The following is a 15745-nucleotide window of genomic DNA, read 5'->3' on the forward strand; positions in this document are numbered from 1 at the left end:
TTATCGTGTCAGCATCCGTCGTTCACCGCCACGTCGCGACTGAACGCTCCAGGAGCTTCCGCCGCGCGACTCCTGACGAAACGCCCCCGCCGGGCAGCGACCGGGATGGGTCACCCGTCGGCGTCGAGGTAGTACCACCGCCGGGCGACGCGGGTGAAGCGGCTCGCCTCGTGTTGGGTGCTCCGCACCCCGCCCTGGCGGCAGTGTGCGGTGAATTCGACCACTCCGGCCGAATCGAATGGTCCGCCCTTGTCGGTGCGTTCGATGTCGAGGCGCGTCCAGCGCAGGGTCTCGTCGAGTTCGAAGTGCGCAGGCCGGGTACTCGGATGCCAGGTGTCGAGCAGGTAGTCTGCGTCGCCGATCGCGAAGGCGGAGTAGCGCGAGCGCATCAGGCGTTCGGCCGTCGGTGCTGAGGTGACGCCGGCGTGCAGCGGACCGCAGCAGGAGGAATAGCGTTCGCCGCTCAGGCAGGGGCAGTGTTCCGGACGGTGCGCTGCCGGATCGGAGCGGGGGTCGCGGGGATTCGGCACAGCACCATTATCGCCGTTCCCGGAAAACAGCGGGAGAATTCCGGCAATGGGATCAGGGGCGGCCGTTCAGTGCTGGACGTCCGACTCCGGTTGGGCGCGCAGGCTCGGTGGCATCGTCTCCCCCGGCGACGCCGAGCAGTCCGGCGGGCTCTCCGGCTTCACCGGACTCCGGCGTGGCAAGCAGGTAGGACACGAACCAGTCGCTCGCGAGGTTCGCCGCCGTGGCCAGGGCCCCCGGTTCCTCGAAGAGATGGGTCGCCCCCTCCACGACCGCAAGCCGGTTGCGGCACCGCATCCGGGCCCTGGCCCGGCGATTGAGGTCGAGCACTCCCGGGTCGGCGCCGCCCACGATCAGGAGCGTCGGGGCCGTGACCTCCGGGAGCCGGTCTCCGGCGAGGTCAGGGCGCCCGCCGCGACTCACGATGGCCGCGAGGCGTTCGTCGGCGTCGGCCGCGGCCCAGAGGGCCGCACCGGCGCCGGTGCTCGCCCCGAAATAGCCGATCCGGCATGACCGGGTGTCCGGCCGGCCGAGGAGCCACTCGGTTGCCGCCGCCAGCCTCCCGGCGAGGAGCCCGACGTCGAAGACGTTGGCCCGGTCCGATTCCTCCCCGGGCGTGAGCAGGTCCAGGAGCAGGGTGCCGAGGCCGGCGCGATGCAGCACGTCGGCGACGAACTGGTTCCGGGGGCTGTGACGGCTGCTTCCGCTTCCGTGGGCGAACACGACGACAGCCGGGGCATTCTCCGGGAGGTACAGGTGCCCCTCGAGGACGACAGTGCCGACCGGGATCTCCACGTCCCGGTCCAGGCCCGACCCCCGGCGTGGCGACCGGTGCGGATCCGCCGGGCCGCGGCGTCCAGCAGGGCGGTGACTTCGTCGTCGGTCGTGGCCGCGAAGTCGATGTAGTGGTTGCCGACGGCCACGAGCCGCCGCGGGACATTGACGCAGACGAGTTCGTCGAAGCCGCTGAGGTCGAACAGCGATTCCGCCGAGGCCACGGGGACGGCGAGGATCACCCGCTCGGCGCCGTGCAGCCGGGCGACGTCTCCGGCCGCCCGGGCCGTCGCTCCGGTCGCGATGCCGTCGTCGACGATGACAACGGTGCGACCGCGCACGTCGATCCGTTCCCTGCCCTTGCGCAGGCTCGGCAACGCGGGAGTCGAGAATGCCCCGTTCGCGGCGTTCGACGGTCGCGAGTTCATCGTCGCTGATGCTGGCCATCGTGAGGATGTCCGGGTTGAGTTCCCGGACGCCGCCCTCGCCGATCGCCCCCATCGCGAGCTCCGGCTGGAACGGGACCCCGAGCTTGCGGACCACGATCACGTCGAGCGGCGCGCCCAGCACCCGCGCGACCTCTGCGGCGACGGGCACCCCGCCCCTCGGCAGTCCGAGAACGATCGTGTCGGTACCCCGAAGATACTCGAGCCGCTCGGCCAGCTGCCGGCCGGCATCCACCCGATCACTGAACAGGACCATCGCCCCCACCTCCTCTGGACTGCAGAATCGTTCACCATCATGGTCCGGTGAGGCGGATCGCAACAGGGCCGATCCGGGCCGGGCCCGGCCGGACGCCGACTCATACCGCAGCGGGAATGGACCGGGCGCACGGGCAGCCCCGGAGGAACAAGGGTGCGACGGCGGAGAATGCCTGTTCAGACCGCGACGAGTGCGCGCAAACCCGGGTGCAGGTCACGCAGGGCGCGCTCGACGCGAGCGTGCAGGGTGAACCCGACGGCGGGGCATCCGCTGCAGGAACCGGTGAGACGCACCGTGACGACATCGTCATGCGCCGAGACGAGCTCGACGACGCCGCCGTGGGAGCGGATGAAGTCGCCGACCCGCCCGGTGAGCACGGTCAGGGTGGCGGCGGCGAGGTCGGCATCACGCGTGCCGGGCGTGGCGGGGAGGACGGGAACCCACTCCGCGGGATTCTCGAGGGCGTTGTGCAAGGCGCTCCTCACGAAAGCTCCCTGGGACGCCCAGCTGCAGGCTCGCGGAGAGGCAGGTCGTGACGGCCCCTGCCTCGACCGTCAGTCCGGTGAGCACACCGGTGTCGACCAGGCGACCGAGCTCCCCCGGGGCCGACCGGACCTCGCCGGTGAATGCGAGCGTGCCGGGCGGCATCACCCAGCGGAGCGCCTCGGGGCGGGAATGAACGGCTTCCGGGTGCAGCGGGATCATCTCAGGCCGTCCCGGTCGCGAGTGCGACGATGCCGTGGACGACCCACGCCGAGCCCCAGGCCAGCACGAACATGTATCCGAAGGCGATGGCCGGCCACTTCCAGGTGCCCGTTTCCCGCTTCATCACGCTCACCGTGGACATGCACTGCAGCGCATAGACGAAGAACACCAGGAGAGCGGCGATCGTCGGGGCGGTGAAGACTCGTTCTCCCGCGTGGCCACCGTCCGTGTATGTCATGGCGGCGAGGGCAGCTGAGGGGTTGTCCGGGTCGTCGGCGGCCGCGATCTGGCCGAGCGTGGCCACGAAGGTCTCCCGCGCCGAGAGGGAGGCGACGACGCCGATGTTGACGCGCCAGTCGAAGCCGAGCGGCGCGAAGACCGGTTCGACGGCCCGGCCGATCGACGCCGCGGCGCTGTGGTCCATCACGAAGGACGTCACCGCGCCCTCGTCCGTGACGTCGACGCCGGAGGCCGTCAGTTCGGCGGTCGAGTGCAGCGGGAAGTTCAGGAGGAGCCAGAGCACGATCGTCGTCAGCATCACGATCGTTCCGCACTTGCGGAGGAACGCCCGGGAAGAGTCCCACATGGTGAGGCAGATGGACCGCAGCGTCGGGACCCGGTACGGCGGCATCTCCATGTAGAACGGCATCAGGAGGCCGTTCCGTTCTTGCACGGTCTTCACGATCCACGCGGCGAGCATGGCTGAGACGGCCCCGAGGAAGTAGAGGCAGAACATGATGACGCCCTGGGTCTGCAGCGGGCCGATGCGGGACTCGGGGCTGACGAGCATCCCGATCAGGAGGATGTAGACCGGCAGCCGTGCCGAGCAGGTCATCAGGGGCGCGCCCATCATCGTTGCGATGCGGTCCTTGGCGGAGGGCAGCGTGCGGGTCGCCATGATGCCGGGGACCGCGCACGCGAAGGAACTCATCAGCGCGACGAACGCCCGGCCCTCGAGCCCGGCCTTCGACATGATCCGGTCCATCAAGAACGCGGCCCTGCACATGTAGCCGACGCCCTCGAGCAGGGAGATCAGCAGGAACATCAGCATGATCTGAGGGATGAAGACGACGACGGCGCCGACCCCGCCGATGATTGCGTCGCCGAGCAGGCCCGCGAGCCAGGGCACCGGCACGAAGACGTCGACCAGGTCGGCGAGCCAGCCGAAGAAGGTCTCCACGAGTCCCTGCAGGGGCGCCGCGAAGGAGAAGATGATCTGGAAGAAGGCGACCATGACCGCGACGAAGATCGCGGTGCCCCACACGGGGTGCAGCAGCACCGCGTCGATCCGCTGGGTGGTCTTGTCCGGCTGCGCCGGGCGGTACTCACTCGCCAGGAGGATGGATTCGGTCCAGGCTTCGAGCTCGGCAGGGTCCGTCGGTGGATCGAGCACGGGCCGGGACCAGCTCCGCCAGCCCGCGATCTTCGTGCGGAGTTCGGGGATGCCCACGCGCCGGTTGCCGATCACCCGGACGACCGGCACACCGAGAGCGCGTTCGAGACCGGGAATGTCGAGGCGCCCGCCGCGGGTGACGAGTTCGTCGGTGAGGGTCACGGCGATGCACACCGGCCGGTGCAGGCGCAGCACCTGCGACACGAGCCGCAGCGATCGCCAGAGGGTCGTCGCGTCGATCACGACGACCAGGGCGTCGGGTGATTCGACGCCGGTGAGCCTGCCCTGGAGCAGGTCGGTGACGATCTGCTCGTCCGGGCTCACCGGTTCGAGGCCATAGGTACCCGGGAGGTCCTCGACGATGAAGTCCTGGCCGGCAGCGCGGAAGACGCCGACGGACCGGCCCACGGTCACGCCGGGATAGTTGCCGGTCTTCGCCCGGAGGCCCGTCAGTGCGTTGAAGATGCTCGTCTTGCCTGCGTTCGGGCTGCCGACGAGTGCCGTGCGGGGAGCACCGGTGACGACGGTGCCCCCGGTCGGACCGCCGTGGCAGTCCGCCCCACTCGATGTGTCTGTCACAGTGTCGTGGTCACACGGATACCGCGAGCCTGGGCCAGGCGGAGGCAGATGTCGTAGCCACGCACCCGGTACACGGCCGGGTCGCCGAGCGGCGCCCGACGGAGGAGTTCGATCCTGGCGCCGGTGACGAAGCCGAGGTCGCCGAGGCGGCCGGAATACGGGGCTGTCCCCCTGTGCCCTACGTCGACGATGCGGGCGGGCACTCCGATCGGGAGTGCCTCCAGCCCGCAGGGATCCGGCAACGGGAGTGTCACAGCCGCACGCGGTCCATCAGCCCGGCTGGTCATTCTCACCGCAGGTACTCCTCAGCATCGTCCGGCTTCCCCGCAGGGTGCGGAGCGCTCACCCTCAGCCTAGCCGAAGTTAGGGAAGCCTTACCTATGGCTGTCGTGCGGCCGGGTGAGGTCGCCTGCGCCCGGTATGCCGGATACTGGGTGCGGAAAGCAGGAGCGAAAATGACAGGGATCACACCCGGGCAGTACCGGCACTACAAGGGCAATCTGTACGACGTGATCGGCGTCGCCCGCCACTCGGAGACGGAGGAGGAGCTTGTCGTCTACACGACCCTCTACGGTGATCACGGACTGTGGGTGCGCCCCCTGGCGATGTTCCTGGAATCCGTCACCGTCGACGGCCAGACGGTACCCCGGTTCGCCCCGATCGACGCCGTCGACAGACCGGAGTGATGTGCCGGGCAACGGCGGCCGAAAGTCGGCGACTCACGTCGCGCGATTAACGGCCCTGAGACAGGAAAAGCCCCGACCGAAGTCGGGGCTTTTCCTGTTTTGGTGGATCCGAGGGGATTCGAACCCCTGACCCCCTGCATGCCATGCAGGTGCGCTACCAGCTGCGCCACGGACCCAGATTGTGTTTCAGGTTTTCCCCCGAAACAACTTCTCTAGGCTACTACACGCGGAAGCCTGTTGTGACCACTGTCAGTCCTGGACCTTGTGGACGGGCAGTTCGATCGGGATGACGGGGCAGTCTTTCCAGAGCCGCTCGAGGCAATAGTACACGCGCTCCTCTTCGTGGAAGACGTGCACGACGAGATCGCCGAAGTCGACGAGAACCCAGCGGCCCTCGGCACGGCCTTCGCGGCGCAGCGGCTTGTGCCCTGCCGCGGTGAGCTGGTCCTCGATCTCGCCTGCGATGGCGACGACGTTGCGTTCGGAGCGGCCGGTGACGATGAGGAAGATGTCGGTCAGTGGGAGAGGGCTGGAAACGTCGATCGCGACGAGGTCCTCCCCCGCTTTCGAGTCTGCGGCGGCGGCGGCCAGCTTGAGGAGCTCGAGAGCGTGGGCAGAAGCGGTCATCGAATGAATCCCTGTGTTAGTGAAAGCGAGTGAAATGGCATTAGAAGATGTGGAGGAAGTAGCCGACCGCGAACAGGGCCAGCACGCCGACGGCGAGCACGCCGACGGTCACGGTGAGAACGGTGGGCAGGGAGAGTCCGCGCTGTTTCGGCGGGGCCATGACGCCACGGGTCGAGGCGTGGGTGCTCACGGCGCGGCTCGCGCTGACCGGGGCGATCCCGCTGCGGTGACCGCCCTCGTCGAGCTGGTCGAGCATGCGGTCCATCTCCGACGAGTCGTAGACGTCGGGGTGCACCCCGGTTTCGCCGAGGCTGCGCGGCAGGTCGATCGAGCCCGTGATCATGATTTCGCCGGTGCTCGTGAGCGGCCCTGAGGTGGTGCCCTGGTGCGGGATCGACGGGAGGATCAGCGCGTTCGTCGTGGTCGGGATGCCGCCGGCGCTCACGCCCTGGTTCATCAACTGGTCGAACGGGGCAAGCAGGTCGAACCCGGGCAGCAGGTCGTTCTCTTCGCCGCGGTCGAGCGACCAATGACCGACGGGAGGGTGCAGGACGCCGGGACGGGTCTCGCCGAGAGGGCTCGGCACGGCGTCGACCATGAAGGCGATGGGCTTCGGCTCGACGGGGCGTGCCGGCTGGCGGATGCCGTCAGGAACCTCGGTGCGGACGGCCGGTGCAACGACGGGGCGGGAAGCGGTGAGCGTCGCGACGGCCGCAAGCAGGGAATCCTCTGCCGGAGGCGCACCGGCGGCCTGCAGGGCGCGGAGTTCGCGACGGGTCAGGGTGTGCTCGCGGACCGGAACGTCGACGGGAGTCTCGGTGCGGGTTTCTCCGGGAGTCTCGACGGCATCGGTCGCAGCGCCGGATTCCGGCGCGGCCGGGGATGCGGTCGCGTTTGCGGTCTCGGCTTCGGCTTCGGCTTCCGCTTCCGGGAGGAGCTCAGCGACAATGACGGGTCCGGATTCGGCCGCGGGTCCACCGGTTGACGGCAGGACCAGAAGGGACTCCGGCTCGACGGTGGAGGCATCCGCCGACGGGTCCGCCGGGGCGCCAGATTGCGCGGGCTGCGGGTGGTTCGGGGAGTGTTTCTGCGCAGCGGAGGGCGCGTCGGGCTGCTGCCCGTTTGCCAACTCGCGCGCTTGACGACGCGTCAGTGGCGGTGGGTTGGTACCCAACGTCATGCCACACTCCGATACAGATGATGCTTTGAGATGTACTGGACGACCCCGTCGGGAACCAGATACCAGACCGGGAAACCCCGGTTCACGCGTGCACGGCAGTCGGTGGACGATATCGACAATGCCGGAACTTCCAGCAAGCTTACGTCCTGGTTCGGCAATCCCGAAATGGTGAGCTCATGTCCCGGTCGACTCACAGCGACGAAATGGGCGAGATCCCAGAGTTCCTGGACGTCTTTCCAGCTCAGAATCTGGCGGATGGCGTCGGCGCCGGTGATGAAGAACAGTTCGGCATCCGGACGCTGCGCGTGCAGGTCGCGCAGGGTGTCGATCGTGTACGTCGGACCCACCCTGTCGATGTCGACGCGGCTCACCGTGAAGCGGGGGTTCGACGCCGTCGCGATCACGGTCATCAGGTACCGGTGTTCGGTTTCCGTCACGTCGTTCTTCTGCCACGGCTGCCCGGTCGGCACGAAGACGACCTCGTCGAGGTGGAAGCTCTGAGCCACCTCACTCGCGGCGACGAGGTGGCCGTGGTGGATGGGATCGAAGGTGCCGCCCATGACGCCGATGCGGGGGCGGCGCGCAGTCACGGAGACGGTGTCCCTAGTGCTGGTCGACGCGGCCGTGGGCTGCGGCGTACGCGCGCGCCTTTTCGGCGTGGCGGTTGGCGACATCGCGGTAGGACCAGACGACCCCGCCGAGGGCGCCGAAGGTGGCCAGGGCAATCAGGCCGTAGACGAACGTCGGCATATACACTCCATTTCTGCGGGACGGCACGCGTGACGTGCAGTACCGCACCATTCTAGTGGGGCCGTTCGGACTAGGCCCGCACCTGCCCGCTGCCGCGCACGATCCACTTCGTGCTCGTGAGTTCCTGGAGACCCATCGGGCCCCGCGCGTGCAGCTTCTGGGTGGAGATGCCCACCTCGGCGCCGAAGCCGAATTCGCCGCCGTCGGTGAACCGGGTCGACGCGTTCACCATCACGGCCGCCGAATCCACCTCGTTCAGGAATCGTTCGGAGTTGACGATGTCGTTGGTGATGATCGACTCGGTGTGTCCGGTCGAATACCGGCGGATGTGCGCGAGCGCGTCGTCGAGCCCTCCAACGACGGCGACGGCGAGGTCGAGGCTCATATATTCCGTTTCCCAGTCGAATTCGGTCGCGGGGACGGCGTCGGGGAAGAGCGCCTGCACGCGCGCGTCTCCGTGGATGGTGACTCCTGAGGCGGCGAGGCGGCCGAGGACGGCAGGGAGGAGGCGATCGGCGGCGCCCTCGTGCACGAGCACGGTCTCGACGGCGTTGCAGACGCTCGGGCGTTGCACCTTGGAGTTGTGCACGATCTCGACGGCCCAGTCCCGGTCGGCGCTCTCGTCAAGGAAGATGTGCACGACACCGGCGCCGGTCTCGATGACGGGGACCGTGGATTGGGTGACGACGGCAGCGATCAGGCCGGCGCTTCCGCGCGGGATGAGCACGTCCACCTGGCCGCGGGCCTGCATGAGTTCGGTGGCTCCCCTCTCGCCCGAAGGGATCGATGGTCTGCACCAGTTCCCCCGGCAGGCCGACGGATTCGATGGCCGTCTGGAGGAGGGCGACGAGGACCCGGTTCGTGTTCTCGGCAGCGGATCCCCCGCGGAGGACGACGGCGTTGCCGCTCTTGAGCGCCAGGGCGGCGATGTCGACGGTCACGTTGGGCCTCGCCTCATAGATGACACCGACGACGCCGAAAGGCACCCGAATCTGGCTGATCTTCACGCCGTTGGGCAGGCTGCTGCCGCGGACGACCTCGCCGACGGGGTCGGTCAGGAGAGCGATCTGGAGCACGGCGTCCGCGAGGGCGGCCACGCGGTCCTCGTCGAGGGTAAGCCGGTCGAGGAGGCCCGCGCTGAGCCCGTTGGCGGCGCCGGCCGTGAGATCGTCGCGGTTCGCCGCCAGAATGTCGGCCGTGTTGCGGCGCAGGGAGTCCGCGATCGCGGTGAGCGCCCTGTTCTTCTGCAGCGTCGGAGTGGACGCGAGGACGATCGATGCGCGCCGTGCCGAATCGAGGGTCAGGGTGAGCCGGAGGGAGTCGACGGGTGACTGCAACATGCCGGTAGTTTACGGCACCGTGCGGGTCCCCGCAGGGCAGGGACCGGACGGATTACGGCTGGGGCGTCGGTTCGAACCAGGTGCCGACGTGGTCGCCGCGCAGGGCTTGGGCGACGAGCCCGGTCGAGGTGACCAGCACGGCCGTTCCGGCCTCCGCGGCGATACGGGCCGCTGACACCTTGGTCCCCGCTCCACCGGTGCCGACGCCGGAGGCGCTCGCGCCGAATTCCACGCCGGGGAGCCTGTCCCCCGCCGCGATGTGCGGGATGCGTTCCGCCCCCGGCAGGTGCGGCGGGCGGGTGTACAGCGCGTCCACGTCGCTCAGCAGGACGAGGAGGTCGGCTCCGATCAGGGTCGCGACGAGAGCGGCGAGCCGGTCGTTGTCGCCGAAGCGAATTTCGTGGGTCGCGACGGTGTCGTTCTCGTTCACGATCGGGAGGATCCGCAGCCCGAGCAGCCGGTTCATCGCGCGGCGCGCGTTGGACCGGTGTGACGGATTCTCAAGGTCGCCTGCGGTGAGCAGCACCTGTCCGGCGATGATCGAGTAGCGACGGAGGCTGTCCTGGTAGCGGAAGATGAGCAGGTTCTGCCCGACAGAGGCGGCGGCCTGCTGGGTCGCGAGGTCGGTGGGCCGTTCCTCGAGGTTGAGGTACGGCATCCCGGTTGCGATCGCACCGGAGGACACCAGCACGATCTCCGCGCCGCGGGCGTGCGCCTCGGCGAGGGCATCGACGAGCGGGGTGATCTGCGACACGTTCGCACCGCTGATCGAGGAGGACCCGACCTTCACGACGATGCGTGCGGCCGTCTTGATGTCATCCCGCTCGAGCACGCTCACTCGGAGTCTTCCTCGCTGCCTTCGGAGCCGGCCGGTGCGCTCTCGCCGTTGTACTCGACCTCGCCGGACGTCCACATTCCGGCGTCGCGTTCGCGGATGAGCTCGGCGCGGGCGGCCGCCTTGGCGTCCATCCGGCCGAAGTATTCTTCGCGGCGTTCGCTGCTGGTGCGGCGCTTCGAGTCGTCGAGGCGGGTGTCCGTGCCCCGGGGGGCTGTGATGAGTTCCGCCGTCGAGGTGAGCGTGGGCTCCCAGTCGAAGACGACACCGTTTCCGGCGCCGATGATGACGGTCGAGCCGGCGACGGCTCCGGCCTTGAACAGTTCGTTCTCGATGCCCAGCTTGGCCAGGCGGTCCGCGAGGAAGCCGACGGCCTCGTCGTTGGTGAAGTCGGTCTGCTGCACCCAGCGCTCGGGCTTGGTGCCGATGATGCGGTAGATGTTGCCGAATGAGCCGCCCTCGACCTTGACGATGAAACCGCTGTCGTCGACGGCCTTCGGGCGGATGATGATGCGCGGCTTGGCGGCGAGGGCTGCGGCGGACTCGACGCGGCCGGCTTCGACGAGTTCGGCGAGGGCATAGTTCAGCTGGCGGAGGCCCTCGTGGCTGACGGTCGAGATCTCGAAAACGCGGTAGCCGCGGCCTTCGAGGTCCGCCTTGACGAAGTCTGCGAGTTCGCGGGCTTCCGGAACGTCGATCTTGTTGAGCGCGACGAGCTGGGGACGGTCGAGGAGAGGTTTCTGGCCTTCCGGAACCGGGTAGGCGCCGAGTTCTCCGAGGATCACGTCGAGGTCGCTGATCGGGTCGCGGTCGGGGTCGAGGGTCGCGCAGTCGAGGATGTGCAGCAGAGCGGTGCAGCGTTCGACGTGGCGCAGGAATTCGAGGCCGAGGCCCTTGCCCTCGCTCGCGCCCTCGATGAGGCCGGGAACGTCGGCGACGGTGTAGCGCACCTCGCCGGCGTCGACGACGCCGAGGTTCGGGAACAGGGTCGTGAAGGGGTAGTCGGCGATCTTGGGCCGGGCGGCGGACATGGCCGCGATCAGGCTGGACTTGCCTGCGGAGGGATAGCCGACGAAGGCGACATCGGCAACGGTCTTGAGTTCGAGCTGGACGTCGCCTTCCCAGCCGTAGGTGCCGAGGAGCGCGAAGCCGGGGGCCTTGCGCTTCGAGGAGGCGAGTGCGGCGTTGCCGAGACCGCCCTGGCCGCCGGGGGCGACGACGATCCGGAAGCCCGGTTCGGTCATGTCGGCGAGCTCGTTGCCGTCGACGTCCTTGACGACGGTGCCGAGGGGCACGGAGAGTTCCATGATTTCGCTGCTGAAGCCGGCACGGTGGTCGCCCATGCCGGGGCCGCCGTTGACGGAGCCTGCGGTGCGGGGACCGGTGGAAGCCGAGGAGCGTGGTCACCTGGGGATCGGCGACGAGGACGATGTCGCCGCCGTTTCCGCCGTTTCCGCCATCGGGGCCTGCGAGAGGCTTGAACTTCTCCCGCTTGACGGACACACAGCCGTTGCCGCCGTTGCCCGCGCGCAGGTGCAGCGTGACCTGGTCAACGAATGTGGCCATGGGGGTGCCCCTTTCAGGTGGCGTAAAACAAGCAGAGGGCGAGCCGAAGCCCGCCCTCACGCTTAGAGATTGTGGATGCCTAGGCGGCAGCCACCACGATGTTGACGACCTTGCGGCCACCCTTCGCGCCGAACTCGACCGAGCCGGCCTCGAGGGCGAACAGCGTGTCGTCGCCACCGCGGCCGACGTTCACGCCGGGGTGGAAGTGGGTGCCGCGCTGGCGGACGATGATCTCGCCCGCTCCGACAACCTGACCACCGAAGCGCTTCACGCCGAGGCGCTGGGCGTTGGAGTCGCGACCGTTGCGAGTGGAACTCGCACCTTTTTTGTGTGCCATTTGTTCTGCTCCTCGGGCCTAGGCGATGCCGGTGACCTGAACGCGAGTGAGCTCCTGACGGTGCCCCTGACGCTTCTTGTAACCGGTCTTGTTCTTGAACTTCTGGATGACGATCTTCGGGCCGCGGAGGTCGTTGAGGACCTCGGCGGTCACGGTGACTTTGGCCAAAGACTGCGAGTCAGAGGTGATCTTGTCGCCATCGACGAGGAGCACTGCGGCCAGCTCGACGTTGCCGTCCTTGTCAGCCTTGATTCGGTCCATCGTTACGATGGTCCCGACCTCTACCTTCTCCTGCCGCCCACCGGCGCGCACAACTGCGTAAACCACGTTACGTACCTATCTCTGGGGAGCCGCGAGGCCCCGATTCCTATGATGGAAAGTTACTGCGTCAACGGGCCAAGTCGGCCCGTCTCTGTCAGAAAACCTTAGGTGTCAGCGCGGACTCAGGCCCAACGCACACCAACAGTCGACTCTAGCTGATCGACCGGCCCCCGGTCAAACTGGGGCTGGGACCAACCGGGTGATCGTCTGCTCCCCCGGCACAAGGCCGCCGGGAACATACAATCATGGGATGACCGTGTTGATAGATCAGCCTACATGGCCCGCGCACGATACGGTCTGGTCGCACCTCGTCAGCGACGTGTCGCTCGAAGAATTGCATGATTTCGCCGCCGCGAACGGCATTCCACGGCGCGGTTTCGACCTGGACCACTACGACGTGCCCGCGCACCGCTACGAGGCCCTCGTGGCGGCTGGGGCACTTCCCGTGGGCAACAGGGAGCTCGTGCTGCGCTTGCGCGCGAGCGGGCTCCGCGTGTCCGGACGGGAACGTTCGGGCCGCTGAGCAGCAGCGGTCCGGCTGCGTGTAAGCATCAGCAGTCCGGCGTGTCCCGGCGTGTCGCGGACCGGAAAACGGCGGCCGACCGAAGTCGACCGCCGTTCGCCCGCATTTCCCGGGAGGGACTAGTTCTGCGTCTCCCGTGCCGGAAGCACGATGGGCTGCGCGTTCGACGTCGAGCCGCCTGCCGTCGTGACCCGGCGGCTGCGCGAGCGGCCCTGACCGGGCTGCTTGGGCTCGGGGAGCGACTCGAGCACCGAGTCGAGCAGCTGGTCGGTGACCTGCTTGCTCACGGTGCGGCGCGTGCGGGACGACTTCCGCACCGGGATGTCGAGGATCTCAACGGAACCGGTGTTCGCCTCGATCGGGTCGGGGTTGAAGCCCTGGGCGACGGCCTCCGCGACGGCGTGCGCGATGTCCGCCGTCTCGACGGGGGCGACGGGCGCTGGGGCGGCCTCGGCCGTGGCCTCGTGTGCCTCGGGCTCTGCGGAGGCGGGGGGTCGACACGGGGGCATCCGGCACGTGGATGATCGGGATGGACCCGGTCAGGGCGCGTGGGATGGTCCTCGCCGCGATCAGGGCGAGGGCGTGCTTGGCATCCTCGGTGATCCCGTGGGTGCCCGACGTGGCCTTCGCCTGCTCGGTCGACGGCGCCTGGGAACCGTTGTTGCCGGAGCCGCCGCGGTGGCCGTTGTTGCCACCGTTGCCGTTGCTCCCGTTGTTGTCGTTGCCGTTGCCGGAGTTGCCCGCCTTGCTGCGCGGGCGTCGCTCCTGGGGCGGCTGGGCCGTCTGGCGGTGCTTGGTGACGGGGTCGTGGTGGATGACGACTCCGCGGCCCGCACAGGCCTCGCAGTTCTCGCTGAAGGACTCGAGAAGCCCGAGTCCGAGCTTCTTGCGGGTCATCTGCACCAGGCCGAGCGAGGTGACCTCGGCGACCTGGTGCTTGGTGCGGTCGCGGCTCAGGCATTCGAGCAGGCGGCGCAGCACGAGGTCACGGTTGGTCTCGAGGACCATGTCGATGAAGTCGACGACGATGATGCCGCCGATGTCGCGCAGCCGGAGCCTGGCGCACGATCTCCTCTGCGGCCTCGAGGTTGTTCTTCGTGACGGTTTCCTCGAGGTTTCCGCCTGACCCGACGAACTTGCCTGTGTTGACGTCGACGACGGTCATGGCCTCGGTGCGGTCGATCACGAGGGAACCGCCGGAGGGCAGCCAGACCTTGCGGTCGAGCGCCTTCTCGATCTGCTCGGAGATGCGGTACTCGTCGAAGGCGTCGTTTTCGCCCTCGTAACGCTCGACCCGGTCGACGAGGTCAGGGGCGACCTGGCCGAGGTACGTCTGGATCGTCTCGCGGGCTTCGTCCCCGGAGATGACCATCTTCTGGAAGTCCTCGTTGAAGACGTCGCGCACGATCTTGATCAGCAGGTCGGGCTCACCGTGCAGGAGTGCGGGGGCCTGGACGGTGTCGACGAGCTTCGAGATGGACGCCCACTGCTCGGTGAGCCGGTTGACGTCGAGCGTCAGCTGCTCGTCGGTGGCGCCTTCCGCGGCGGTACGCACGATCACGCCGGTGTTGTCCGGAAGGACCTCCTTGAGGATCTTCTTCAGGCGGGCGCGCTCGGTGTCCGGAAGCTTGCGGCTGATGCCGTTCATCGACCCGTTCGGCACGTAGACGAGGTAGCGACCCGGAAGCGAGACCTGGCTGGTGAGCCGGGCGCCCTTGTGGCCGATCGGGTCCTTCGTGACCTGCACGAGCACCTTGTCGCCCGGCTTGAGCGCGAGCTCGATGCGACGGGCCTGGTTGCTGTTGGCGGCGTGTTCCGCGGCAGCTTCCCAGTCGACCTCACCGGAGTACAGCACGGCGTTACGTCCGCGTCCGATGTCGACGAAGGCGGCTTCCATGCTCGGGAGCACGTTCTGCACGCGGCCGAGATACACATTCCCGATCAGGGATGCATCCTGGTTCTTGGCGACATAGTGCTCGACGAGCACGCCGTCCTCGAGGACGCCGATCTGGATCTTGTTGTGCTTGGCGCGGACGACCATGACGCGGTCGACCGATTCGCGGCGGGCGAGGAACTCGGCCTCCGTGATGACGGGACGGCGGCGACCGGCGTCGCGGCCGTCGCGGCGGCGCTGCTTCTTGGCCTCGAGGCGGGTCGAGCCCTTGATGCGCTGCGGCTCCGTGATGAGTTCGGGTTCGCGCGGAACGCGGACCCGGACGACGGTGTTGGCGGGGTCGTCCGCACCGGAACGGTTCTCGTCTCCCGGCCGGCGGCGGGCGCGGCGGCGGACGGTCGACGTCTCGTCCGGGTACTCATCGCGGTCGGAGCGGCCGTCGGGACGGTTGTCCGAACGGTTGCGGTCGTGACGGTTGTCCGCGCCGTTGTCCTGGCGGTTGGAGTCCGATCGATTGCCGTCCTGGCGATTGCCCGAACGGTTGTCCTGACGGTCTCCGTCTGAGCGGTTGCCGTCCTGACGGTCATCGAAGGCACGCGAGTCGTCGCGTCGCCCCCGGAACGGGCCGGAAGCGGCACGATGTTCGGCGCCTGGAAGAGAAGAGAGGTCGATGGCCTGCGAACCGGCTGTGCGGGTTCGACGGGCGGAGTCGGCTGGTCCACGATGGTGTCCTGTTCGGCTGGGGTCGTCTCGGTGTTCGCCCAGGGTGCGGGCTCCCCCTCGAGGAATGGTGCTGTCGGCGGCTCCACGGTCTCGGTCGCGGCGCTGGGCGCCGGGGCCGGTGCTTCCGCGGGCGCGATCGCCGCGGCGGCTACCCGTCGACGGCGGGATCCGAACAGACCTTTGCGTTTTTTGGTGTTTTCGTTGTCTTCCACCATTACTGGTGCGCTCCTTGACCGTTTTGGGCGACCGCGCCACCCATCCGGCTACTCTCTCGTGCGAGAA

14 protein-coding genes, 1 tRNA gene and 4 pseudogenes are annotated in these 15745 nt (G+C 68.3%); 2 read left to right on the forward strand and 17 right to left on the reverse strand.

The genetic code is table 11. The features are described from left to right. Nucleotides 1-110: 110 nt before the first annotated feature. The 6 genes and pseudogenes from KIV56_RS03375 to KIV56_RS03405 all read right to left on the reverse strand — a co-directional run bounded on the left by KIV56_RS03375 (nucleotide 111) and on the right by KIV56_RS03405 (nucleotide 4935). A complete protein-coding gene (locus tag KIV56_RS03375) occupies nucleotides 111-530 on the reverse strand; it encodes a YchJ family protein (protein ID WP_281535151.1) in 420 nt (139 codons plus the stop codon). A gap of 52 nt (nucleotides 531-582) precedes the next feature. Then, nucleotides 583-1323 carry a dienelactone hydrolase family protein gene (locus KIV56_RS03380; RefSeq protein ID WP_281536052.1) on the reverse strand — a complete coding sequence of 247 codons (741 nt, stop codon included), beginning with the start codon at nucleotides 1321-1323 and terminating at the stop codon, nucleotides 583-585. Nucleotides 1324-1565: 242 nt separating this feature from the next. After that, nucleotides 1566-1730 (reverse strand): annotated as a pseudogene (locus KIV56_RS03385) (phosphoribosyltransferase family protein); the annotation flags it as partial. 450 nt (nucleotides 1731-2180) lie between these two features. Next, nucleotides 2181-2489 carry a NifU family protein gene (locus tag KIV56_RS03395; RefSeq protein ID WP_281535152.1) on the reverse strand — a complete coding sequence of 103 codons (309 nt, stop codon included), beginning with the start codon at nucleotides 2487-2489 and terminating at the stop codon, nucleotides 2181-2183. Nucleotides 2490-2710: 221 nt separating this feature from the next. Next, nucleotides 2711-4681 carry a ferrous iron transporter B gene (feoB, locus tag KIV56_RS03400; RefSeq protein WP_281535153.1) on the reverse strand — a complete coding sequence of 657 codons (1971 nt, stop codon included), beginning with the start codon at nucleotides 4679-4681 and terminating at the stop codon, nucleotides 2711-2713. Beyond that, nucleotides 4678-4935 (reverse strand): FeoA family protein, encoded by a 258-nt coding sequence (locus tag KIV56_RS03405; RefSeq protein ID WP_281535154.1) that lies wholly within the window; start codon nucleotides 4933-4935, stop codon nucleotides 4678-4680. The genes feoB and KIV56_RS03405 overlap by 4 nt, the downstream gene beginning before the upstream one ends. Before the next feature lie 201 nt (nucleotides 4936-5136). Here KIV56_RS03405 and KIV56_RS03410 point away from each other — a divergent pair, with 201 nt between their 5' ends. Continuing rightward, nucleotides 5137-5367, forward strand: a complete 231-nt coding sequence (locus KIV56_RS03410; protein ID WP_281535155.1) for a DUF1653 domain-containing protein — start codon at nucleotides 5137-5139, stop codon at nucleotides 5365-5367. A gap of 100 nt (nucleotides 5368-5467) precedes the next feature. Here KIV56_RS03410 and KIV56_RS03415 read toward each other — a convergent pair. The 10 genes and pseudogenes from KIV56_RS03415 to rplU all read right to left on the reverse strand — a co-directional run bounded on the left by KIV56_RS03415 (nucleotide 5468) and on the right by rplU (nucleotide 12329). Beyond that, nucleotides 5468-5543: transfer RNA gene (locus KIV56_RS03415), tRNA-Ala, on the reverse strand. Nucleotides 5544-5616: 73 nt separating this feature from the next. Continuing rightward, on the reverse strand, nucleotides 5617-5994 hold the full coding sequence (rsfS, locus tag KIV56_RS03420; RefSeq protein WP_281535156.1) for a ribosome silencing factor: 378 nt from the start codon (nucleotides 5992-5994) through the stop codon (nucleotides 5617-5619). A 40-nt stretch (nucleotides 5995-6034) separates the two neighbouring features. Next, nucleotides 6035-7123: a hypothetical protein gene (locus KIV56_RS03425; protein WP_281535157.1), complete on the reverse strand. Its 1089-nt coding sequence runs from the start codon at nucleotides 7121-7123 to the stop codon at nucleotides 6035-6037. A gap of 47 nt (nucleotides 7124-7170) precedes the next feature. Next, entirely contained in the window at nucleotides 7171-7764 is a 594-nt protein-coding gene (gene nadD / locus KIV56_RS03430) for a nicotinate-nucleotide adenylyltransferase (RefSeq protein ID WP_281535158.1), read from the reverse strand. A 13-nt stretch (nucleotides 7765-7777) separates the two neighbouring features. After that, entirely contained in the window at nucleotides 7778-7924 is a 147-nt protein-coding gene (locus KIV56_RS03435; RefSeq protein ID WP_281535159.1) for a hypothetical protein, read from the reverse strand. 70 nt (nucleotides 7925-7994) lie between these two features. Further along, nucleotides 7995-9264, reverse strand: a pseudogene (locus KIV56_RS03440) (glutamate-5-semialdehyde dehydrogenase). Nucleotides 9265-9316: 52 nt separating this feature from the next. Continuing rightward, a complete protein-coding gene (gene proB, locus KIV56_RS03445; protein ID WP_281535160.1) occupies nucleotides 9317-10102 on the reverse strand; it encodes a glutamate 5-kinase in 786 nt (261 codons plus the stop codon). Continuing rightward, nucleotides 10099-11665 (reverse strand): annotated as a pseudogene (gene obgE, locus KIV56_RS03450) (GTPase ObgE). The gene proB and the pseudogene obgE overlap by 4 nt, the downstream one beginning before the upstream one ends. Before the next feature lie 79 nt (nucleotides 11666-11744). After that, entirely contained in the window at nucleotides 11745-12002 is a 258-nt protein-coding gene (gene rpmA / locus KIV56_RS03455; RefSeq protein WP_066595878.1) for a 50S ribosomal protein L27, read from the reverse strand. 18 nt (nucleotides 12003-12020) lie between these two features. Continuing rightward, nucleotides 12021-12329, reverse strand: a complete 309-nt coding sequence (gene rplU / locus KIV56_RS03460; protein ID WP_281535161.1) for a 50S ribosomal protein L21 — start codon at nucleotides 12327-12329, stop codon at nucleotides 12021-12023. Between the two features lie 244 nt (nucleotides 12330-12573). On the opposite strand from rplU, the gene KIV56_RS03465 reads away from it, so the two are divergent. Then, the gene (locus KIV56_RS03465) at nucleotides 12574-12846 is read left to right on the forward strand and encodes a DUF4031 domain-containing protein (protein ID WP_281535162.1); all 273 of its coding nucleotides are present in this window, start codon (nucleotides 12574-12576) and stop codon (nucleotides 12844-12846) included. Nucleotides 12847-13025: 179 nt separating this feature from the next. Here KIV56_RS03465 and KIV56_RS03475 read toward each other — a convergent pair. Beyond that, nucleotides 13026-15139, reverse strand: a pseudogene (locus tag KIV56_RS03475) (Rne/Rng family ribonuclease); the annotation flags it as partial. Between the last annotated feature and the right edge of the window lie 606 nt (nucleotides 15140-15745).

The sequence above is a fragment of the Cryobacterium breve genome (genome assembly GCF_027594785.1).
Lineage (GTDB): Bacteria > Actinomycetota > Actinomycetes > Actinomycetales > Microbacteriaceae > Cryobacterium > Cryobacterium breve_A.